33 protein-coding genes and 1 other annotated feature are annotated in these 18389 nt (G+C 32.1%); of the genes, 28 read left to right on the top strand and 5 right to left on the bottom strand.

The annotated features are described in order from the left end of the window. Window positions 1-160 precede the first annotated feature (160 nt). The 6 genes from F594_RS0102155 to rplA all read left to right on the top strand — a co-directional run bounded on the left by F594_RS0102155 (window position 161) and on the right by rplA (window position 3429). Entirely contained in the window at window positions 161-1192 is a 1032-nt protein-coding gene (locus F594_RS0102155; RefSeq protein ID WP_019034374.1) for a hypothetical protein, read from the top strand. 99 nt (window positions 1193-1291) lie between these two features. Further along, window positions 1292-1441 (top strand): 50S ribosomal protein L33, encoded by a 150-nt coding sequence (rpmG, locus tag F594_RS0102150; RefSeq protein ID WP_004824822.1) that lies wholly within the window; start codon window positions 1292-1294, stop codon window positions 1439-1441. Window positions 1442-1450: 9 nt separating this feature from the next. After that, window positions 1451-1666 carry a preprotein translocase subunit SecE gene (secE, locus tag F594_RS0102145; RefSeq protein ID WP_004824828.1) on the top strand — a complete coding sequence of 72 codons (216 nt, stop codon included), beginning with the start codon at window positions 1451-1453 and terminating at the stop codon, window positions 1664-1666. Window positions 1667-1680: 14 nt separating this feature from the next. After that, window positions 1681-2220 (top strand): transcription termination/antitermination protein NusG, encoded by a 540-nt coding sequence (nusG, locus tag F594_RS0102140; protein WP_004824778.1) that lies wholly within the window; start codon window positions 1681-1683, stop codon window positions 2218-2220. Between the two features lie 42 nt (window positions 2221-2262). Then, entirely contained in the window at window positions 2263-2688 is a 426-nt protein-coding gene (rplK, locus tag F594_RS0102135; RefSeq protein WP_004824869.1) for a 50S ribosomal protein L11, read from the top strand. A gap of 39 nt (window positions 2689-2727) precedes the next feature. Continuing rightward, entirely contained in the window at window positions 2728-3429 is a 702-nt protein-coding gene (gene rplA / locus F594_RS0102130) for a 50S ribosomal protein L1 (RefSeq protein ID WP_009346053.1), read from the top strand. A 162-nt stretch (window positions 3430-3591) separates the two neighbouring features. Here rplA and bioA read toward each other — a convergent pair whose 3' ends face one another. The 3 genes from bioA to F594_RS0102115 are packed head-to-tail and all read right to left on the bottom strand — an operon-like array spanning window position 3592 to window position 6052. Continuing rightward, on the bottom strand, window positions 3592-4791 hold the full coding sequence (bioA, locus tag F594_RS0102125; RefSeq protein WP_019034373.1) for an adenosylmethionine--8-amino-7-oxononanoate transaminase: 1200 nt from the start codon (window positions 4789-4791) through the stop codon (window positions 3592-3594). Between the two features lie 9 nt (window positions 4792-4800). Continuing rightward, on the bottom strand, window positions 4801-5487 hold the full coding sequence (gene bioD / locus F594_RS0102120) for a dethiobiotin synthase (RefSeq protein WP_019034372.1): 687 nt from the start codon (window positions 5485-5487) through the stop codon (window positions 4801-4803). Then, window positions 5480-6052 carry a biotin transporter BioY gene (locus F594_RS0102115; RefSeq protein WP_019034371.1) on the bottom strand — a complete coding sequence of 191 codons (573 nt, stop codon included), beginning with the start codon at window positions 6050-6052 and terminating at the stop codon, window positions 5480-5482. The genes bioD and F594_RS0102115 overlap by 8 nt, the downstream gene beginning before the upstream one ends. A 129-nt stretch (window positions 6053-6181) precedes the next feature. Beyond that, window positions 6182-6309, top strand: a sequence feature (ribosomal protein L10 leader region). A gap of 8 nt (window positions 6310-6317) precedes the next feature. Between F594_RS0102115 and rplJ the strand changes: the two genes are divergently transcribed. Together rplJ and rplL are read left to right on the top strand one after the other, a co-directional pair. Further along, window positions 6318-6851, top strand: coding sequence for a 50S ribosomal protein L10 (gene rplJ / locus F594_RS0102110; protein WP_019034370.1), 534 nt, complete (start codon window positions 6318-6320; stop codon window positions 6849-6851). 31 nt (window positions 6852-6882) lie between these two features. Continuing rightward, entirely contained in the window at window positions 6883-7263 is a 381-nt protein-coding gene (gene rplL, locus F594_RS0102105; protein WP_004824804.1) for a 50S ribosomal protein L7/L12, read from the top strand. Window positions 7264-7323: 60 nt separating this feature from the next. Here the strand turns inward: rplL and F594_RS0102100 are convergent, their stop codons facing one another. Together F594_RS0102100 and F594_RS0102095 are read right to left on the bottom strand one after the other, a co-directional pair. Further along, a complete protein-coding gene (locus F594_RS0102100; protein WP_019034369.1) occupies window positions 7324-8322 on the bottom strand; it encodes an electron transfer flavoprotein subunit alpha/FixB family protein in 999 nt (332 codons plus the stop codon). Next, window positions 8322-9116, bottom strand: coding sequence for an electron transfer flavoprotein subunit beta/FixA family protein (locus F594_RS0102095; RefSeq protein WP_019034368.1), 795 nt, complete (start codon window positions 9114-9116; stop codon window positions 8322-8324). Before F594_RS0102095 ends, F594_RS0102100 begins: the two co-directional genes overlap by 1 nt. Before the next feature lie 630 nt (window positions 9117-9746). On the opposite strand from F594_RS0102095, the gene rpsJ reads away from it, so the two are divergent. From rpsJ to rpmD, 20 genes are read left to right on the top strand one after another with little or no spacing between them, the layout of a single operon-like run. Further along, window positions 9747-10064 (top strand): 30S ribosomal protein S10, encoded by a 318-nt coding sequence (gene rpsJ, locus F594_RS0102090; protein ID WP_004824852.1) that lies wholly within the window; start codon window positions 9747-9749, stop codon window positions 10062-10064. Between the two features lie 53 nt (window positions 10065-10117). Further along, window positions 10118-10747, top strand: a complete 630-nt coding sequence (gene rplC, locus F594_RS0102085) for a 50S ribosomal protein L3 (RefSeq protein ID WP_004824783.1) — start codon at window positions 10118-10120, stop codon at window positions 10745-10747. Window positions 10748-10758: 11 nt separating this feature from the next. Then, entirely contained in the window at window positions 10759-11382 is a 624-nt protein-coding gene (gene rplD / locus F594_RS0102080) for a 50S ribosomal protein L4 (RefSeq protein ID WP_009346061.1), read from the top strand. Next, window positions 11382-11669, top strand: coding sequence for a 50S ribosomal protein L23 (gene rplW / locus F594_RS0102075; RefSeq protein ID WP_004824834.1), 288 nt, complete (start codon window positions 11382-11384; stop codon window positions 11667-11669). Before rplD ends, rplW begins: the two co-directional genes overlap by 1 nt. A 12-nt stretch (window positions 11670-11681) precedes the next feature. After that, entirely contained in the window at window positions 11682-12512 is an 831-nt protein-coding gene (gene rplB, locus F594_RS0102070) for a 50S ribosomal protein L2 (RefSeq protein WP_004824799.1), read from the top strand. 11 nt (window positions 12513-12523) lie between these two features. Beyond that, the gene (rpsS, locus tag F594_RS0102065) at window positions 12524-12808 is read left to right on the top strand and encodes a 30S ribosomal protein S19 (RefSeq protein ID WP_004824833.1); all 285 of its coding nucleotides are present in this window, start codon (window positions 12524-12526) and stop codon (window positions 12806-12808) included. A 13-nt stretch (window positions 12809-12821) separates the two neighbouring features. After that, complete coding sequence (gene rplV / locus F594_RS0102060; protein WP_004824866.1) at window positions 12822-13157, top strand: 50S ribosomal protein L22; 336 nt, start codon at window positions 12822-12824, stop codon at window positions 13155-13157. Window positions 13158-13168: 11 nt separating this feature from the next. Beyond that, entirely contained in the window at window positions 13169-13951 is a 783-nt protein-coding gene (gene rpsC, locus F594_RS0102055) for a 30S ribosomal protein S3 (RefSeq protein WP_009346079.1), read from the top strand. 20 nt (window positions 13952-13971) lie between these two features. Further along, window positions 13972-14400 carry a 50S ribosomal protein L16 gene (gene rplP / locus F594_RS0102050; protein WP_004824823.1) on the top strand — a complete coding sequence of 143 codons (429 nt, stop codon included), beginning with the start codon at window positions 13972-13974 and terminating at the stop codon, window positions 14398-14400. Continuing rightward, window positions 14390-14599: a 50S ribosomal protein L29 gene (rpmC, locus tag F594_RS0102045; RefSeq protein ID WP_019034367.1), complete on the top strand. Its 210-nt coding sequence runs from the start codon at window positions 14390-14392 to the stop codon at window positions 14597-14599. The genes rplP and rpmC overlap by 11 nt, the downstream gene beginning before the upstream one ends. 1 nt (window position 14600) lies before the next feature. After that, entirely contained in the window at window positions 14601-14855 is a 255-nt protein-coding gene (gene rpsQ / locus F594_RS0102040) for a 30S ribosomal protein S17 (RefSeq protein WP_004824763.1), read from the top strand. A gap of 19 nt (window positions 14856-14874) precedes the next feature. Then, the gene (rplN, locus tag F594_RS0102035; protein WP_004824813.1) at window positions 14875-15243 is read left to right on the top strand and encodes a 50S ribosomal protein L14; all 369 of its coding nucleotides are present in this window, start codon (window positions 14875-14877) and stop codon (window positions 15241-15243) included. A 14-nt stretch (window positions 15244-15257) separates the two neighbouring features. Beyond that, window positions 15258-15566, top strand: coding sequence for a 50S ribosomal protein L24 (gene rplX, locus F594_RS0102030; RefSeq protein ID WP_004824811.1), 309 nt, complete (start codon window positions 15258-15260; stop codon window positions 15564-15566). Window positions 15567-15577: 11 nt separating this feature from the next. Then, window positions 15578-16123 (top strand): 50S ribosomal protein L5, encoded by a 546-nt coding sequence (gene rplE / locus F594_RS0102025; protein WP_004824842.1) that lies wholly within the window; start codon window positions 15578-15580, stop codon window positions 16121-16123. Between the two features lie 15 nt (window positions 16124-16138). Continuing rightward, window positions 16139-16324, top strand: coding sequence for a type Z 30S ribosomal protein S14 (locus tag F594_RS0102020; RefSeq protein WP_004824746.1), 186 nt, complete (start codon window positions 16139-16141; stop codon window positions 16322-16324). Between the two features lie 27 nt (window positions 16325-16351). Next, window positions 16352-16747 carry a 30S ribosomal protein S8 gene (rpsH, locus tag F594_RS0102015; protein ID WP_004824857.1) on the top strand — a complete coding sequence of 132 codons (396 nt, stop codon included), beginning with the start codon at window positions 16352-16354 and terminating at the stop codon, window positions 16745-16747. Window positions 16748-16761: 14 nt separating this feature from the next. Beyond that, on the top strand, window positions 16762-17298 hold the full coding sequence (gene rplF / locus F594_RS0102010) for a 50S ribosomal protein L6 (protein ID WP_004824788.1): 537 nt from the start codon (window positions 16762-16764) through the stop codon (window positions 17296-17298). Between the two features lie 14 nt (window positions 17299-17312). Continuing rightward, window positions 17313-17675 carry a 50S ribosomal protein L18 gene (gene rplR, locus F594_RS0102005; protein WP_004824863.1) on the top strand — a complete coding sequence of 121 codons (363 nt, stop codon included), beginning with the start codon at window positions 17313-17315 and terminating at the stop codon, window positions 17673-17675. 13 nt (window positions 17676-17688) lie between these two features. Continuing rightward, window positions 17689-18195, top strand: coding sequence for a 30S ribosomal protein S5 (rpsE, locus tag F594_RS0102000; protein ID WP_004824808.1), 507 nt, complete (start codon window positions 17689-17691; stop codon window positions 18193-18195). An 8-nt stretch (window positions 18196-18203) separates the two neighbouring features. Then, complete coding sequence (gene rpmD, locus F594_RS0101995) at window positions 18204-18380, top strand: 50S ribosomal protein L30 (RefSeq protein ID WP_004824843.1); 177 nt, start codon at window positions 18204-18206, stop codon at window positions 18378-18380. Window positions 18381-18389: the final 9 nt, after the last annotated feature.

Here is an 18389-nt window from a genome sequence, read left to right as displayed (position 1 = left end):
TATTTAATATAGTTCATTATTAAATTATATATAAGGGATATAAAAACATTCTTATTATTCAGAAATAAGATAAAAAAGGATAAGTTAAGCTTTTTATCTTATTTCTGTAATTTATTAAAAAATTTGCCTGCAAAAATAGTATAATAAATTTGGAGGCAATATGTTTTTCTTTACTTATAAAAATGAAATCTTAAAGGCAAGCTCTATTATAGAAATAAAACCTCTAGAGTTTTTACTTTATGTTGATGATAAAAATTTAATATTAAATTCAAACCAATTATCAATTGCTGACTACAAAAGTCTGCTAAGTTTTTGTAGTGATTTTGATGAAGATCAAATCACTATGGAAGACTACTCTTATTTAGATTTTTGTAATTGTAAAATTGATAAATTAAGTTTTATAGAAATTTTAAATATTTATAGGGCAATTTATAAAAATTCTTCCACAAAAGCTGAAAGCTTTAGACAAAAGTTGGTGGAATCTCTTAAAAATCTAGTTTATAATTACACAAATAAGGGCTTAAAAACTGATTTAAAAAGCTTTAAAGAAATAGTAAGAAGAGCTTTAGAAACAGATATTTTATGTGAGGATTATGGGATTGAACCCATACTTAAGGAATATATACTATTTTTAAAAATAAAAGCCTATGAGTCAATGAATCTTTATGAACTTTTATCTGAAAGAGATAGATTTTATGATGTAATGTTTGGTAAGACTGATATTAAAGATTTGGGATTTCCTGAAGTTGATTACGATACTTTAATTGACAGAGTCATGCCAGCTTTAAAAATTTTGATCCATTTAAAAGAAGATATTTATTTATTGGAACTTTTTAATATTTATAGAGATTATGAATTACAAAATCCTTTCATAATAAATAAAGAACAGTACAACAAAAGAAGAAGGGGAGATTTTAGCTTTTCAGAAAACGCATTGTTATTTTTTAATTATGAATATTTTGAAAATTTAGGCATAAGTACAAATTTTTTTGTTGATGATATTAATGAGCTTTATCCATGGCAATTTTCATATATAAGTGACTACTTGTATTCTTTGGTTGAAAAGGTGATAAATAAAGTCAAGGAAGAAGATGCTTTTACCTATAAATTAAAGACAGTAGAAAGAAATCATGGAAATTCTCCTTTTATTAAATTTTTTCTTGATTATGTGAAAGGGATTATAAAAATTTAAAAAAATCTTTACAAATAGCCGATTTTATGGTAGATTATATTAGTAAAAATTTAAGGAGCCTGAAGGCGGCTCTTTTTTTTGACATCAGGAGGTGTTTTAATGGCCGATAGAGTAGTTCTTGAATGTCCAGATTGTAAAAATAGAAATTATGTGACATACAAAAACAAAAAAAATACTACACAAAGATTGGAATTGAAAAAATATTGCAAGTTTTGTAAGAAGCATACTCTTCACAAGGAAACTAAGTAAGGAGGATTTATGGCAACTAATAAAGTAGCAAAGACTGACGAAAAAAAAGGCGGTCTTGGTAAATATTTTAGAGGTGTGAAATCTGAATTCAAAAAAGTTGTATGGCCTTCCAAGAAACAAATAGTACAATATTCTTTAATAGTTATAGGAGTTTCAATCGCATGTGCACTTTTACTTTCACTATATGACAGGTTTATAGTATTTTTACTAAAACCAATATATTGATAGAGGGTAATACAGTGGATGAAAAAGATATAACAAAGGACGCAGCTAAGTGGTATGTAATCCATACTTATTCAGGTTATGAAAATAAAGTGAAGGATACTATGGAAGCCATGGTTGCTAATAGGAAAATGGAAGATTTAATTCTTGATATTAGAGTTCCTATGGAAAACTACGTTGAAACAAAAGACGGACTTTCTAAGGCTAAAGAGAGAAAAATGTTTCCTTCCTATGTACTGGTTAAGATGATCATGAATGATGAAACTTGGTATCTCGTTAGAAATACAAGGGGAGTTACTGGATTTGTAGGTCCGGCATCTAAACCTGTTCCTTTATCTGAAGAAGAAGTATTATTACTTGGTGTTACTGATAACAAAGAATTGTTTGGTAACTATGAAATAGGTGAAACTGTAAGAGTAATCAGTGGTCCTTTCAATGAACTTGTAGGAATTATTGATTCCTTCAATTATGAAAAGGGCAAGGTCAAGGTAAGTATTTCTATGTTTGGTAGAGATACTTTGGTAGAATTGGATTTCAATCAAATTATAAAAGCTTAATTTAGTGGGAGGGTAAACCCGAAAGACCACAAGGAGGATATAATGGCAAAAAAAGTCATAGCATTAGTAAAATTACAAATTCCTGCAGGAAAAGCAACACCTGCACCACCAGTAGGTACAGCACTTGGACCTCACGGTGTTAATATTATGCAATTTACAAAAGAGTTTAACGCAAAAACAGCTGATCAAGCTGGGATGATTATTCCTGTTGTACTAACTGTATATCAAGATAGATCATTTACATTTATTACAAAAACTCCACCAGCACCTGTTCTAATTAAAAAAGCTTTAGGACTTAAGAGTGCAAGTGGAGAACCAAACAAGAAAAAGGTTGGTAAACTTAAAAAAGCTCAAGTTGAAGAAATTGCAAAAACAAAAATGCCAGATCTTAATGCAGCATCATTAGAAGCAGCAATGTCAATGATTAAAGGTACTGCAAGAAGTATGGGTATTGAAGTAGAAGATTAGTGGGAGACTTTGGTCGTAAGTACCACAAGGAGGTTAATAATGCCAAAAAGAGGAAAAAAATATTTAGAAGCTTTAAAGTTAATTGATAAAGAAAAGCTTTATGATGTAGATGAAGCACTAAGCCTAGTATTAAAAACAGCTTCAGCTAAATTTGATGAAACTGTTGAATTAGCTATGAGACTTGGTGTAGACCCAAGACACGCTGACCAACAAGTTAGAGGTACTGTTGTACTTCCAAACGGAACTGGAAAGTCCGTAAAAGTTTTAGTTCTCGCTAAGGGTGATAAAGTTAAAGAAGCTCTAGAAGCCGGTGCTGATTACGCTGGTGGCGATGAATATGTTGAAAAAATTAAAAATGAAAATTGGTTTGATTTTGATGTAGTTATTGCAACTCCAGATATGATGGGGGTTGTTGGTAAAATTGGTAGAATCCTAGGACCTAAGGGATTAATGCCAAATCCAAAATCAGGTACAGTAACTTTTGAATTAGCAAATGCTATAAAAGATACAAAAGCTGGTAAAGTTGAATATAGAGTAGACAAAGCAGCAATAATTAATGTACCAATCGGTAAGGTTTCTTTTGGTCAAGAAAAGTTAGCTGAAAACTTTAAAACAATTTCTGAAGCAGTAATAAAAGCTAAACCAGCTTCTGCAAAAGGTAAATATTTAAAATCAGTTACAGTTTCTACAACAATGGGACCTGGCATCAGATTAAACGGTGAAAAATTAATGGCTAGATAAAACACCTATAAACCACAGATTTATATCTGTGGTTTTTTTACATATAATTAGGGAAATGAAATTGTAAGTAAAGTTTTCTTAAAAATACCAATAATTTTAAAGATGAATTAATATTAATAATTAATAAAAATCAGCTAGTAAAAACTAGCTGATAATTTTCTGTCATTTTTCAAACCATTCTTTCATGGTTTTAAGTATTTTTTTAAGTTCATCGTCTTTAATGATCATGGGTGGCATTGAGTATAAGCAGTTTAAAAATGGTCTTGCAAAAACTCCTTTTTTGTATGCGAAGTCTTGGTAACCATCAAGAGTTTTTGCATCTTTAACTTCAATGCAAACCACATCTCCCATAATTCTTACTTCCTTTATCCTATCATCACAAAAGCCTTTCATCTCTTCTTTTGCAACTTCTTCTAAGTGTTTTACCTTTTCCATGTACTTATCTCTTTCAAATATTTCTATTGCTTTTAAGGCTACACAACAGGCTAGAGGATTAGCCATAAAAGTTGGTCCATGCATTAGGGCATGGCTAGGGTCATCATCATAAAATCCATAATAAATTTTTTTATTTGCTACAGTTACAGCGTGACCCATGTATCCAGCGGTTAATGCCTTACCAAGAACTAAAATATCTGGAAGGACAAGATCTGATACAAACCTATTGCCAGTTTTACCAAATCCTGTGGCAACTTCATCAAATATCAAAACTACATCATATTGGTCGCATAGTTCTCTTGCTCTTTTTAAGAATGATATATCATACATTTTCATTCCTCCGGCACCTTGTAATAGAGGTTCAACAATAAAAGAGTTTAACTTTTCACCATATTTTTTAAAGGCTTCTTCAAGTGCTGGTATTTGTGTATCAACATGGACTACATAAGGGCTTTTACCATAAGCCTTTAAGATAAAGTGATAATCTTCATCGTCACCTACTTCCATGGTTTTAAATGTATCTCCATGGTATGAGTTAGTTAGGGACATAACCATTCTTTTTTCTGTGCGTCCTTGATTTATATAATATTGCAAAGCCATTTTTAAAGCTACTTCCACTGCAACAGAACCTGAGTCTGAGAAGAATGGATAATCCAAGTCGCCTGGAAGATATTCTTTTAATTTATTTGAAAGTTTTTCTACTGGTTCATGAGTTAGACCACCAAGCATGATATGGGAAAATTTATCTACTTGATCTTTAATAGCTTGATTAAGCTCTTTGTTCTTATAACCAAACATAACTGACCACCAAGATGAAACAGAGTCAATTAATTTTGTATCTTGTGTATATAAGTAGACTCCTTTAGCATCAATGACTTTGATCGGTTTTTTCATTGTTTTCATTTGTTCATAGGGATACCAAATCATAGCGACCTCCTATTCGTAAATTTTTTCAAAATCTTCTTTTTTAATATCTATATCTTTATCATCTTTTTTTACACAGGCAAGAACATTAAGACCTGTTAAATATTTACACATTTTAATATTATCTTCTTGCATTATATCTTCAGGAATATAGTTATTAAAAATTATTCCCTTTAATTTTAACCCATTATTTTTCATATAATAATGAGTAAGAACTACATTATTAATAGTTCCAAGTCCGGCATCTGCAACTAAAATACAAGATAAATTGCATTTTTTTATAAAATCTTCTAATGAAAATTTATATTCATGGTCAAAACGAAGGGGGCATAAAATTCCACCTGATCCTTCAACGGTTACAAAGTCACTTTTTTCTTTAACTTCATTAAATCTTTCAACGGCTACATCTAAGTCTACAGGATTACCTTCAATTTTTGCAGCAAGATGGGGTGAAACTGCATTTTCATACACATAATTACACATTTCATTTAATGGTTGGTCAATTCCAGAAATATCTTTTACGAATTTAGCATCACCCGGTATCAAATTAGACTTTTCATCTCTAAGGTTACCACTCATAGCTGCCTTGTAATAAGAAGATTTAAAACCATAGTCCTTTAATTTTTTCACAATTAATCCACTAACATAAGTTTTGCCAATATCTGTTCCAGTTCCGGTTATAAATATACTATTACTCATATTGCCTCCTGTAGTTAAAATTTTTACTCAAAATTGGAATAAGCCTCTTTGCCAATAAGCCACCAATAAGGCAAAGGAAAATATCTCCAGGCACAGCCAATATAAAACAGTATAAAATTAAAGTCCAAACACCAATGGGATTATTCAAATAATAATTACTTATAAAGTAATAATAAATCATTCCAAATGAATAAACTACAATTAAACCTGAAAAATTTGCAAATAAAAGTCTTTTTATACTAGGGTTATTATCTTTATGGGCTAAATATCCTGTCAAATATGCACCAAAAGCAAATCCTAATATGTAACCGAAGCTAGGTTTAAAAATATAAAAAATTCCTCCACCTTCAGTAAATATTGGAAGTCCAATCAGCCCTAAGATTATATATACAAGGACTGATAAAAAACCTAGACTAGGTCCTAATAGTAAACCTGCAAGCATGGTGAACAATAATTGCAATGTAAAGGGTACAACAGGAATAGGTATTTTTATAAATGCACCTATAGCAATCAGCGCCACAAATAGCGAGCATAAAACTAAATCTCTAACATTCTTATTTTTCATAAATTCCTCCTAACAAAAATTAAGATAACATTTTAAAAAAATAATGTCAACATAAAAATTTTATAGGATAACAAATAAATATGAATTAAAATTTATTTTTGTGTTGACAAATAAAAATAAAAAGTATATAATACTACAAGTTAACGACCGCAGACAGTAGGTGAGTATTCTTAATTTCCTACCGAGGTTTGAAATTTCAAGGATAATATTTTGATTTTCAAGTCTCACAAGCGGTGTGAGATTTTTTATTTATGGAGGTGAGAAGGTGAAAGAAGAAAAATTACAAGCTAAACAAGCCGTAGTTTCTGAAATCAAAGAAAAAATTGATAAGGCACAATCTATAGTTCTTCTAAATTACAGGGGACTTAATGTTGAAGAAGTAACTGAACTTAGAAATAAATATAGAGAAGCTCAAGTTGAATATAAAGTATATAAGAATACTATGATGAAACGTGCTTTTAAGGAACTTGGTTATGAAGACCTTGATGAATTTCTTAAAGGACCTTCAGCCATAGCATTGGGTATGGCAGATCCTGCAAGTGCAGCTAAAATTTCATCTGATTTTGCAAAAGATCATGAAGCACTTGAGATTAAAACAGGTATCGTTGATGGAAAAGTTTTATCATTAGCTGAAGTAGATGCATTAGCTAAATTACCATCTAAGGAAGTGTTGATTGCCCAAGTTTTAGGTGGATTAAATGCACCAATACAAGGATTGGCAAATGTTTTAAACGGAACAATCAGATCACTTGCAATAGTATTAAACGCTATAGCAGAAAAACAAGGAGATGCAGCTTAAGGCTTGCATAAAAATTAGGAGGAAAATTAAAATGTCAGAAAAAACTCAAAAACTTATTGAAGAAATTAAAGAACTTACAGTATTAGAATTATCAGAAGTAGTTAAAGCATTAGAAGAAGAATTTGGCGTTTCTGCAGCAGCACCAGTTGCAGCAGCAGCACCAGTTGCAGGTGGAGCAGCTCCAGCAGCAGCTGAAGAAAAAACTGAGTTTGATGTAGTAATTACAGAAGCTGGACAAGAAAAAGTTAAAGTAATTAAAGTTGTTAAAGATATTACTGGACTTGGACTTAAAGATGCAAAAGCTCTAGTAGACGGAGCACCAAAGCCAGTTAAAGAAGGCGTTTCTCAAGACGAAGCTAACGACATCAAAGCAAAACTTGAAGAAGCCGGAGCAACTGTAGAAGTTAAGTAATTTAATTTTTTGCATACAAAAAGGACCATTTGAGGTCCTTTTTTTCTTGCTTTAAATTAATCATAAGTCAAGCAATTTTTCTTTATTTATTTTTTCAGTTAATTTTGGAAGAATATCAAATAAATCTGCAACTATTCCATAGTGAGCGATTTGAAATATTGGTGCATTGGGGTCACTATTTATTGCTATAATAAGTTTTGACTTTTTAATACCATTTATATGTTGAATAGCTCCAGAAATACCTACTGCAATATAAATATCAGGACTTACTTTTTTTCCTGTTACTCCCACTTGAAAATCGCTTGAGCAAATTCCAAGATCACAAATAGGTTTTGATGCTCCAACACTAGCACCTAATGCATCGGCAAATTCTTCTATTAAGTGCCAATTTTTAGATTCTACAAGACCCATTCCACCAGAAACTATTATTTTAGCATTTTCAAAAATCAATTCAGATTCTTTAACTTGACTTGGTATTTTTGATAGAATTTCTGTTAAGATGTCTGCATCTGTCATTTCAACTTTTTCTTCTATAATTTCGCCCTTATTCTCATTGTCATATTTTGCAGGAGAAAAGGCACCATGTCCAATTGTTGCAAACATAGGCTTTGTTGTAACTCTTATATCAGAAAATAATTTTCCATCAAAAGTGGGCCTTATAAATTTAATATCTTCTCCATCTAACTTTAGGTCGCTGCATTCAGCTACAAGACCTAAATTTTTCTTAGCACATAATCTTCCTGCAAGATCACGTCCATTTACAGAAGCTGGGAATATTACCAAGTATGGATTATATTTATCAATTATTTCGTTGAAAACTTTTGTGTATGGAAGGGTTGTGTAATCCTTTAAAAGTTTATGATTACAGTTTAAGACTAAATCAGCTCCGTAAGCTATTGATTTTTTACAAATTTCTTCTTCATTGTAACCACTGATAACTGCTACTAATTTTTTGTTTAGAGTTTTGGCAATTGCTTTAGCCTTATTCATCATTTCCTTACTAAGTTCAGTAAGGTCATTTTCAGCATTTTCAATAACAACCCAAATATTATTACTCATCAGTTTAAAACCCCCTTATCTTTAAGAATAGAAATAAGTTCATCTACTTGTTGATTGATATCTCCTTCTATCTTTCTTCCAACTTCTTCTTTTTTGGGAGGGAAAACTTCTTTTACAATTGTGTGTGAACCAGCTTGACCGATTCTTTCATTATCAAGTTCAATATTTTGAGCATTTAATACTTTTATCTCAGAATTTTTTGCAATATCTTCTCTGCCTCTTGAAAATTTAGAAGGTCTTGAAACGGAGTCTTTTAACGCTGTCACCAGTAGTGGTGCTTTTGATTTAACAATTTCTTCACCATTTTTTGTTAGACGTGTTGCTTTAAAATAACCATCTTCATAAGAAAGTTCTTTAACAAAAGAGAACAGATTAAAAGATAAATGTTCAGAAAGTTCAGGACCTATTTGACCAGTATCACCATCAAGAGTTTTATCACCTGTTAGGACTAAATCAAAGTTTCCTAAAGATTTGATTGCTTGGGATAAAGTGTAAGAAGTAGCCAATGTGTCAGAACCTCTAAATTCCAGACCCATTATAAGAAAACCTCTGTCTGCTCCCATTTGTATTGTTTCTCTGATAGCATCTTCTGCTTGTGGGGGACCCATACTAATAACTGTTATGTTAACATCTTCTTGTGCCTTATCTTTAATATTAAGTGCAAATTTTAAAGCACATAAGTCAGAAGGATTTATTATCATCTTTAAGCCCTCTCTTATTAAGTTATTAGTAATAGGGTCTATTTTAGCTTTCCCGATATCAGGAACAACTTTTATACATACTAATAAATTCATATTAACACCTCATTACAATTATACCTTAGATTAAAAGAAAATATCATAGAATTTTACTTTATTTAAATTTTTAAAAAAATTTTTGTGATTACTTGTATACACTATGAATGGAAGTGGAATCAAAATTTATAAGTTCACAAAAGAAGATTTATAAACAAAATACGAAAGATCTTACTATAGATATTAGTTTATTTAAGAGTTTTCAAAAGGAACACTAAATCATTGCAATATTTTATTATTTATTTTCATATATTAAAAAATATTATAATTTATTAAAAAATATTATAATTTTTTTATAGAGCATTTTAAATTTAAATAGACATGATATAAAAAATATTTTTTAATCTATCACTAGAAAAATATCATTAGAAAAATTTTCAAAAAAACTTTTAAAAAAATTAAAAAAATTGCAAAAAAGTCTTTACAATAAGGGATTTATCCTATATAATAATTAGGCGTTAAAAATGCTGCGATGAAATCATAAGTTGCTTGCTTTTTAATGAAAAGATGAGCGAGGTAATTATGATGGAGAAGTCGGACATTGATTCCGGCGGGGATATTTTCAAATTGCAGCCGTTTAAACACTAGGCTGCGTGTATCAATCCCCTCGCATTTTGCAAGGAGGTAAATATGTCAAATAAAGGCAAACAAAAAATTAGAATTAAGCTTAAAGCTTATGATCATGAATTACTTGACAATTCAGCAACAAGAATTGCAGAGGCTGCTAAGCAAACAGGTGCTAGCGTTTCTGGACCAATTCCTCTTCCAACAGAAAGAGAAGTTGTTACAATTCTAAGAGCTGTTCATAAGTACAAGGATTCTAGAGAACAATTTGAGCAAAGAACTCACAAACGTCTAATTGATATCGTTAATCCTACACAAAAAACTGTAGACTCATTAATGAAACTCAACTTGCCTGCAGGCGTTGATATAGAAATTAAACTATAAAACTTTGCTTTATATGACTAGTTTTAGTCCGCTATAAAAAATAGGAGGTAATCATGAAATATTTAATTGGTCGTAAAATTGGTATGACACAAATTTTTGACGAAAAAGGAATAGTTACCCCTGTCAGTGTTATTGAAGTTGAACCTAATATAGTTACTCAAAAGAAAACTCCTGAAAATGATGGATACAGTGCTATTCAAATTTCAGCAGGAGCTGTTAAGGAAAATAAGGTTAATAAACCTACTAAAGGACACTTTGATAAGGCAGGAGTTAGCTACAAAAAATATCTATCTGAATTTTTAACAGACGATGTTGATTCCTATAATCTTGGAGATGAAATTAAGGTAGATATCTTTGAAGTTGGAGAACATGTTGATGTAATTGGAACTTCAAAAGGTAAGGGAACTGCTGGTATTATTAAGCGTCACGGATTTGGACGTGGTAGAGAAACTCACGGTTCTAAATTCCACAGAATGCCTGGTGGTATGGGTGCAGCTTCATATCCTGGCAAGGTATTTAAGAATCACAGAATGGCAGGAAAGATGGGTAACGAAAGAGTTACTGTACAAAATCTTGAAATTGTAAGAATAGATGCTTCTAAAAACTTGATTTTGGTTAAGGGTGCAATTCCTGGAAACAAAAAATCTAAAGTTTTTGTTAAAGAAACAGTTAAGAAGGCGTAAGGGGGATTAACATGGCTAAGATTCAAATGATTAATATAGAAGGAAATCCCGTTTCAGAAATTGAAGTTAATGATAACATCTTTAATTGTGATGTTAATGAACATGTTGTTTATTTAGTAGTTAAAAATATTTTAGCTAATAGAAGACAAGGAACTCACTCAGCAAAGACTCGTTCAGAAGTTCGTGGAGGCGGAAGAAAGCCTTGGAGACAAAAAGGAACTGGTCGTGCTAGACAAGGTTCTATAAGGTCACCACAATTTAGAGGTGGTGGTGTTGTATTTGCTAAGAAGCCAAGAGATTACTCTTACACCACTCCTAAGAAAGTTAGAAGACTTGCTCTTAAGTCTGTTTTAACTTCTAAATTACAAGATTCTGAAATTATTGTTTTAGATAAACTTGAATTAAATGAAATTAAAACTAAAACTGTTGTTAATATTTTAAAAGATATAAAGGCAGATAAAAAAGCCCTTATTGTTATAAATGATAAGAATGAAAATATTATTAGATCATCTAGAAACATTGAAGGTGTAAAGACTGAATTTGTTAAGAATATTAATGTTTATGATTTATTAAAATATAATTCACTTGTTATCACTAAGGATGCTTTAGACACCCTTGAGGAGGTGTTTATCTAATGAATAAATATGATATTATTAGAAAACCCATAGTTACAGAAAAATCTATGGAAGATATGGAAAATAAGAAATATACATTTGAAGTTGATAAAAACGCAACTAAGATTGAAATAAAAGCTGCTGTTGAAGAAATTTTTAATGTAAAAGTTAAAAAAATCAACACAATGAATATGCAAGGAAAACTTAAAAGACAAGGAGCTCATATGGGAAGACGTCCTTCTTGGAAGAAGGCAATTGTTAAATTAACTGATGATTCCGAACCAATTGAGTTTTTTGAATCAATTTAAGGGAGGTAAATAATGGCAATTAAAGGATATAAACCAACGACTCCTTCACGTAGAAAAATGACAGTTTCAACTTTTGAAGAGTTAACAAATAAGAAGCCTGAAAAGTCATTAACTATTTCTTTGAAAAAATCCACTGGTCGTAATTCATACGGAAGAATTACTTCTAGACATAGAGGTGGAGGAGTAAAAAGAAAATATAGAATAATAGATTTTAAAAGAGATAAGGATAATATACCTGCAAGAGTTGCAGCTATTGAATATGACCCATATAGGTCAGCTTATATAGCTCTTCTACATTATGCAGATGGTGCTAAGAGATATATCATCCAACCAAACGGACTTAAGGTTGGAGATGTTGTTGAAAGTGGTCCTAATGCCGATATTAAAGTAGGTAATGCATTAAGACTTCAAGACATTCCAGTTGGTACTACTGTTCATAATATTGAACTTACTCCTGGAAAAGGTGGACAAATGGCAAGATCTGCTGGAACTGAAGCTCAATTAATGGCTAAGGAAGGCAAATATGCTCAATTAAGATTACCATCTAGTGAATTTAGATTAGTAAGTTTAAATTGCAAGGCTACTATCGGTCAAGTAGGAAATATTTCTCACGAATTAGTTACTCTTGGGAAGGCGGGTCGTAAGAGATATTTAGGAAAAAGACCTCATGTTAGAGGTTCTGCTATGAACCCTGTAGACCATCCACATGGTGGTGGTGAAGGTAGAGCACCAGTAGGTAGACCATCACCAATGACTCCTTGGGGTAAGAAAGCACTTGGTCTTAAGACTAGAAAGAAAAAGAATAAGACCGATATGTATATTGTAAGAAGAAGAACTAAGTAAGGAGGGTTTAAATGAGTAGATCATTAAAAAAAGGACCATTTGCAGATGAACATTTATTAAAGAAAATAGATGAATTAAATAAGAATAACGATAAGAAAGTAATTAAAACTTGGTCACGTCGCTCAACAATCTTTCCTGAATTTGTTTCTCATACAATAGCAGTTCATGATGGAAGAAAGCATGTACCAGTATATATAACAGAAGATATGGTTGGTCATAAATTAGGTGAATTTGTTCCTACAAGAACATTTAAAGGTCACACAGCTAAAAGCGAAAAGACCACAACTATGAAATAAGAGGGGGTAAATAATGGAAGCAAAAGCAATTGCTAAATACGTTAGAATTTCACCTCTTAAGGTGAATTATATATGCGACGAAATTCGTGGCAAACAAGTTGATGAAGCCCTTTCTATTTTAAAGTTCACTAATAAAAAAGGTGCTTATGAGCTATACAAGGTACTACATTCTGCTGTAGCAAACGCTGAAAACAACTTGAATTTAGATAGAAGCTTACTTTATGTAAAGAAGGCTTATGCCAATGATGGTCCAACAATGAAGAGATTTCATCCAAAGGCTAAAGGAATGGCTTATCCAATATTAAAAAGATCAAGTCATATTGGCGTTGTAGTAGCTGAAAAAGAGTAAGGAGGTAGTCAATGGGACAAAAAGTTAATCCACACGGTCTTCGTGTAGGCGTAATTAAGAATTGGGATTCCAAATGGTATGCCAATAAGAAAAACTTTTCTGAACTTTTAGTAGAAGATAACGAAATTCGTAAATATATAAAGAAAAAATTATATGCAGCAGGAATTTCTAAGATTGAAATAGAAAGAGCTGCAAATAGAGTAAAAGTTTCTATTTATACTGCAAAACCTGGCGTTGTTATTGGCCGTGGTGGAGCTGGTGTTGAAGAATTAAGAAAAGAAGTTGAAAAATTAACAGGAAAATCTATTGTATTAAATGTTGAAGAAGTTAAAAATCCTGATGTTGATGCTCAATTAGTTAGTGAATCAATAGCTGAAGCGCTTGAAAGACGTGTATCTTTTAGACGTGCTATGAAACAAGCTATTCAAAGAACTATGAGAGCTGGCGCTTTAGGTATTAAAACTGCTGTAGCTGGACGTTTAGGTGGTGCAGATATGGCTAGAACTGAAGGATATTCTGAAGGTACTATTCCTCTTCAAACTCTAAGAGCTGATATTGATTACGGATTTAGCGAAGCTGATACAACTTACGGAAAACTTGGTGTTAAAGTTTGGTTATACAAAGGTGAAATTCTTCCTGAATTTAAAGAAGAAAGAAGAAGACCAAGAGATAACAGAGATAAAGACAAAGACAACAAAAAGCGTAAAAGACGTAACAATAACAAAGACGGAAAAAGAAATTTCAAAAGAAATAACAATAGAGATAAAAATAAAGAATCAAATAAGAAATCCTAGATTAGAGAGGAGGAAAATTTATGTTAATGCCTAAAAGAGTGAAATATCGTAGAGTTCATAGAGGCAGAATGAAAGGTAAGGCTCAAAGAGGTAACACCCTAGCCTATGGAGAATACGGTATTAAAGCATTAGAACCAGCATGGATAACTTCAAATCAAATAGAAGCAGCACGTCGTGCTATGACAAGATATATTCGTAGAGGTGGAAATATTTGGATTAAAATTTTCCCCGATAAGCCAGTATCTGAAAAACCTGCTGAAACACGTATGGGTTCAGGTAAAGGTGCTCCTGAATACTGGGTAGCAGTTGTTAAACCTGGTAGAGTACTATTTGAAATGAGTGGCGTAAGTGAAGAAGTTGCTAGAGAAGCTATGAGACTTGCATCTATGAAGCTGCCAATCAAAACTAAGTTTGTTAAGAAAGAGGATGGTGACTCAAATGAAGGTTAAGGAAATTCGCAATATGTCAAGTGAAGAGCTTATAAAGAAGGCTGACGATTTAAAGGGCGAACTTTTCAACTTAAGATTTAGACTTGCAACTGGTCAACTTGACAATCCACAAAGTATTAAAATGGTAAAAAAAGACATTGCAAGAATTAAAACTATCATTAGAGAAAGACAACTCCAAGAAGGAAAGGAGATAATCTAAGATGGAAAGAAACATGAGAAAAACTATAGTTGGTTCTGTAGTTTCCGATAAAATGGATAAAACCATTGTAGTGGCTGTTGAGTCATTTAAAACTCACCCCATTTACAAGAAAAGATATAAAAACACGAAAAAATACAAGGCTCATGATGAAAACAATGAATGCGGAATTGGTGACAAAGTAAGAATTATGGAAACAAGACCGTTAAGTAAAGATAAAAGATTCAGACTTGTAAAAATTATAGAAAAAGCAAAGTAATAACTGAAAGGAGATAGGCATGATTCAACAAGAAACAAGACTTCGTGTTGCAGATAATTCAGGTGCAAGAGAACTTTCCGTTATTAAGGTACTTGGCGGAACTAATAGAAGAATTGCAAATATTGGTGATATAGTTGTTTGTTCCGTAAAGACTGCTACACCAGGAGGAGTCGTAAAGAAAGGCTCTGTAGTAAAAGCTGTAGTTGTTAGAACTTCTAAGGGAATTAGCCGTAAAGATGGAAGTTACATCAGTTTTGATGATAATGCTGCAGTAGTTATAAAAGATGACAGAAGCCCAGTTGGAACTCGTATTTTTGGACCTGTAACTAGAGAATTAAGAAGAGGTAACTTCATGAAGATTATCTCTTTGGCACCAGAAGTGCTTTAATAGGAGGTACATTTATGAGAATTAAAACCAATGATATGGTAAAAGTTATTGCTGGTAAGGATAAGGGCAAGGTTGGAAAAGTTCTTAAGACTTTCCCTAAAAAAGATAGAGTTTTAGTTGAAAATGTAAATATGGTAACTAAACACACTAAACCACAAGGCCCTACAAAACCAGGTGGAATTGAAAAGAAAGCAAATCCTATTCACGTTTCTAACGTTATGTATTATGATCAAAAAAGTGGTAAGGGAACTAAATTAGGATATAGATTTGAAAATGGTAAGAAAGTCAGATTTAAAAAATCAGACAACGAAACTATTAAGTAGGAGGTAGAAACATGACTTCAAGATTAAAAGAAAAATATGATAACGAAGTTGCCGGCTACCTAATGGACAAATTCGGCTACAAAAACAAAATGCAAGTGCCACGTCTAGAAAAAGTTATTTTAAATATTGGACTTGGAGAAGCAAAGGATAATCCTAAGGTTCTTGAGTCAGCTATAAATGATCTAACTGTAATAGCGGGACAAAAACCAGTTGTAACACTTGCCAGAAAATCAATAGCTAATTTTAAGCTTCGTGAAGGTCATAAAATTGGCGTTAAAGTTACATTAAGAGGTCAAAGAATGTATGATTTCCTTGATAAATTAATGAACGTTGCACTTCCTAGAGTAAGAGACTTTAGAGGAGTTAAGGCAAATGCTTTTGATGGTAGAGGAAATTATTCTCTAGGACTTAAAGAACAATTAATATTCCCTGAAATTGAATATGATAAAGTAGATGCAATTAGAGGAATGAACATTGCTATAGTTACGACTGCACAAACTGATGAAGAAGCTAAAGCGTTCCTTGAAAAAATGGGAATGCCATTTGCCAAGAATTAGGAATGGAGGAATTTTGTGGCTAAAAAATCATTAATTGCAAAGCAAAAGAGGAAACAAAAATTTTCAACTCGTGAATATAGCAGATGTAAAATTTGTGGAAGACCTCATTCTGTTTTAAAAAAATATGGAATTTGTAGAATTTGTTTTAGAGAACTGGCTTACAAAGGACAAATTCCTGGTGTTAAAAAAGCTAGTTGGTAAACCCAAGGTGAAAGGAGGCAAACTGATATGATGACAGACCCAATCGCGGATATGCTTACAAGGATAAGAAATGGTAACCATGCAAGACATAAATCTGTTGACATTCCAGCTTCAAATATTAAAAAGGAAATAGCAAAAATCCTATTAGATGAAGGATATATAAAAAATTATGACCTTGTAGAAGATAACAAACAAGGAATTATTAAGATAGATTTAAAATATGCACAATCTGGCGAAAGAGTTATCTCTGGAATTAAGAGAATCTCAAAACCGGGCCTTAGAGTTTATGTTAAGTGCGAAGACGTTCCTAAAGTTCTAGGTGGACTTGGAATAGCAATAATCTCAACATCTAAGGGTATCATTACAGATAAAGTTGCAAGAGAAAAGGGAGTTGGCGGAGAAGTAATCTGCTACATTTGGTAATTGGAGGTGAAACAATGTCCAGAATCGGAAAAAAACCTATAGTTATCCCTAAGGGCGTAGAAGTTAAAATTGATAAAAACACTATTGAAGTTAAGGGACCTAAAGGAAGTCTGGTTGAGTCTTTTGACAAATCCATGACTTATGAATTAGAAGATGGAGTTCTCACAGTTTTAAGACCAAATGATAGCAAGAAAATTAAAGCACTTCACGGTCTTACTAGAACTCTTATATATAATATGATTATCGGAGTTACAGAAGGATATAAGAAAGAATTAGAAATAGTTGGTACTGGTTATAGAGCTAGTAAAAATGGTAAGAAATTAGCTTTAACACTTGGTTTCTCACATCCTCTTGAATTAGAAGATCCTAAGGGAATTGAAGTCGAAGTTCCATCTGCAAACTCAATTATAATAAAAGGAAATAATAAGCAACAAGTTGGAGCTTATGCAGCATATATTAGAGAATTTAGACATCCTGAACCTTATAAAGGAAAAGGTATCAAATATGTTGATGAACACATCAGACGTAAGGTCGGAAAAACAGGTAAGTAGAAAGGTGATTTAACGTGTTAAAGAAAATAGATAAAAATGCAAATAGAATAAAAAGACACAAGAGAATTAGAAGACATCTTTCTGGAACTGCTAGTAAACCAAGACTATCTGTTTTTAGGTCAGATGCTCATATTTATGCACAAGTTATAGATGATGATTCAATGAATACTATCGTTAGTGCATCAAGCTTAGATAAATCTTTAAATTTAGAAAGTACTAAGAATATTGAAGCAGCTAAGGCAGTTGGTAAAGATATAGCTAAAAAGGCTCTTGAAAAAGGTATAGAAGAAGTTGTTTTTGATAGAAGTGGATATATATATCACGGTAGAATAAAAGCTCTTGCAGAAGCTGCAAGAGAAGAAGGACTTAAATTCTAAAAAGGAGGGACAAATGGAACGTTCATTAATTAATGCGGCAGAACTTGATTTAGAAGACAAAGTTGTATCTATCAATAGAGTAGCCAAAGTAGTTAAAGGTGGTAGAAATTTTAGATTCTCAGCTCTTGTAGTTGTAGGAGACCATAACGGACACGTTGGCGTAGGTACAGGTAAAGCTCTTGAAGTTCCTGAAGCTATTAGAAAAGCAACACAAGATGCTAAAAAACACATTATTAAAGTAAACTTATTGAAGACTTCAATCCCTCATATGGTTATAGGAGAATTTGGAGCCGGAAGAGTATTCTTAAAACCAGCTCATGAAGGTACTGGTGTTATAGCCGGAGGAGCTGTGCGTGCAGTTTGCGAACTTTGTGGTATAACTGATATACGTACAAAGAATCAAGGAAGCAATAATGCAAGGAATACTGTAAATGCAACAATTGAAGCTTTAAAAAAATTAAAAACTGCAGAATCTGTTGCTAAGTTAAGAAATAAATCTGTTGATGAAATTTTAGGGTGAGGTGTTTTATGAGTACTTTAAAAATAAAATTAGTTAAAAGCCCTATAGGAAAAATTCCAGTTCATAGAAAAACTATTAAGGCTCTTGGTCTTAATAAATTAGGACAAGTAGTCGAAAAAAATGACACTCCTCAAATTAGAGGAATGATAAAACAAGTTGAATATATGCTTGAAGTAGAAGAATGAGGAGGTGTG

The sequence above is a fragment of the Peptoniphilus lacrimalis DSM 7455 genome (assembly GCF_000378725.1).
Taxonomy (GTDB): domain Bacteria; phylum Bacillota; class Clostridia; order Tissierellales; family Peptoniphilaceae; genus Peptoniphilus_A; species Peptoniphilus_A lacrimalis.
The sequence above is the reverse complement of the archived record's forward strand: the minus strand, read 5'-3'. Positions and strand labels throughout refer to the sequence as shown.

What these genes read in the sequence shown, in the direction of transcription:
- F594_RS0102155 (WP_019034374.1), top strand. Translation starts at nt 161, where the DNA reads ATGTTTTTCTTTACTTATAAAAATGAAATCTTAAAGGCAAGCTCTATT.
- rpmG (WP_004824822.1), top strand. Translation starts at nt 1,292, where the DNA reads ATGGCCGATAGAGTAGTTCTTGAATGTCCAGATTGTAAAAATAGAAAT.
- secE (WP_004824828.1), top strand. Translation starts at nt 1,451, where the DNA reads ATGGCAACTAATAAAGTAGCAAAGACTGACGAAAAAAAAGGCGGTCTT.
- rplK (WP_004824869.1), top strand. Translation starts at nt 2,263, where the DNA reads ATGGCAAAAAAAGTCATAGCATTAGTAAAATTACAAATTCCTGCAGGA.
- rplA (WP_009346053.1), top strand. Translation starts at nt 2,728, where the DNA reads ATGCCAAAAAGAGGAAAAAAATATTTAGAAGCTTTAAAGTTAATTGAT.
- bioA (WP_019034373.1), bottom strand. Translation starts at nt 4,791, where the DNA reads ATGATTTGGTATCCCTATGAACAAATGAAAACAATGAAAAAACCGATC.
- bioD (WP_019034372.1), bottom strand. Translation starts at nt 5,487, where the DNA reads ATGAGTAATAGTATATTTATAACCGGAACTGGAACAGATATTGGCAAA.
- F594_RS0102115 (WP_019034371.1), bottom strand. Translation starts at nt 6,052, where the DNA reads ATGAAAAATAAGAATGTTAGAGATTTAGTTTTATGCTCGCTATTTGTG.
- rplL (WP_004824804.1), top strand. Translation starts at nt 6,883, where the DNA reads ATGTCAGAAAAAACTCAAAAACTTATTGAAGAAATTAAAGAACTTACA.
- F594_RS0102100 (WP_019034369.1), bottom strand. Translation starts at nt 8,322, where the DNA reads ATGAGTAATAATATTTGGGTTGTTATTGAAAATGCTGAAAATGACCTT.
- F594_RS0102095 (WP_019034368.1), bottom strand. Translation starts at nt 9,116, where the DNA reads ATGAATTTATTAGTATGTATAAAAGTTGTTCCTGATATCGGGAAAGCT.
- rpsJ (WP_004824852.1), top strand. Translation starts at nt 9,747, where the DNA reads ATGTCAAATAAAGGCAAACAAAAAATTAGAATTAAGCTTAAAGCTTAT.
- rplC (WP_004824783.1), top strand. Translation starts at nt 10,118, where the DNA reads ATGAAATATTTAATTGGTCGTAAAATTGGTATGACACAAATTTTTGAC.
- rplD (WP_009346061.1), top strand. Translation starts at nt 10,759, where the DNA reads ATGGCTAAGATTCAAATGATTAATATAGAAGGAAATCCCGTTTCAGAA.
- rplW (WP_004824834.1), top strand. Translation starts at nt 11,382, where the DNA reads ATGAATAAATATGATATTATTAGAAAACCCATAGTTACAGAAAAATCT.
- rplB (WP_004824799.1), top strand. Translation starts at nt 11,682, where the DNA reads ATGGCAATTAAAGGATATAAACCAACGACTCCTTCACGTAGAAAAATG.
- rpsS (WP_004824833.1), top strand. Translation starts at nt 12,524, where the DNA reads ATGAGTAGATCATTAAAAAAAGGACCATTTGCAGATGAACATTTATTA.
- rplV (WP_004824866.1), top strand. Translation starts at nt 12,822, where the DNA reads ATGGAAGCAAAAGCAATTGCTAAATACGTTAGAATTTCACCTCTTAAG.
- rpsC (WP_009346079.1), top strand. Translation starts at nt 13,169, where the DNA reads ATGGGACAAAAAGTTAATCCACACGGTCTTCGTGTAGGCGTAATTAAG.
- rplP (WP_004824823.1), top strand. Translation starts at nt 13,972, where the DNA reads ATGTTAATGCCTAAAAGAGTGAAATATCGTAGAGTTCATAGAGGCAGA.
- rpmC (WP_019034367.1), top strand. Translation starts at nt 14,390, where the DNA reads ATGAAGGTTAAGGAAATTCGCAATATGTCAAGTGAAGAGCTTATAAAG.
- rpsQ (WP_004824763.1), top strand. Translation starts at nt 14,601, where the DNA reads ATGGAAAGAAACATGAGAAAAACTATAGTTGGTTCTGTAGTTTCCGAT.
- rplN (WP_004824813.1), top strand. Translation starts at nt 14,875, where the DNA reads ATGATTCAACAAGAAACAAGACTTCGTGTTGCAGATAATTCAGGTGCA.
- rplX (WP_004824811.1), top strand. Translation starts at nt 15,258, where the DNA reads ATGAGAATTAAAACCAATGATATGGTAAAAGTTATTGCTGGTAAGGAT.
- rplE (WP_004824842.1), top strand. Translation starts at nt 15,578, where the DNA reads ATGACTTCAAGATTAAAAGAAAAATATGATAACGAAGTTGCCGGCTAC.
- rpsH (WP_004824857.1), top strand. Translation starts at nt 16,352, where the DNA reads ATGATGACAGACCCAATCGCGGATATGCTTACAAGGATAAGAAATGGT.
- rplF (WP_004824788.1), top strand. Translation starts at nt 16,762, where the DNA reads ATGTCCAGAATCGGAAAAAAACCTATAGTTATCCCTAAGGGCGTAGAA.
- rpsE (WP_004824808.1), top strand. Translation starts at nt 17,689, where the DNA reads ATGGAACGTTCATTAATTAATGCGGCAGAACTTGATTTAGAAGACAAA.
- rpmD (WP_004824843.1), top strand. Translation starts at nt 18,204, where the DNA reads ATGAGTACTTTAAAAATAAAATTAGTTAAAAGCCCTATAGGAAAAATT.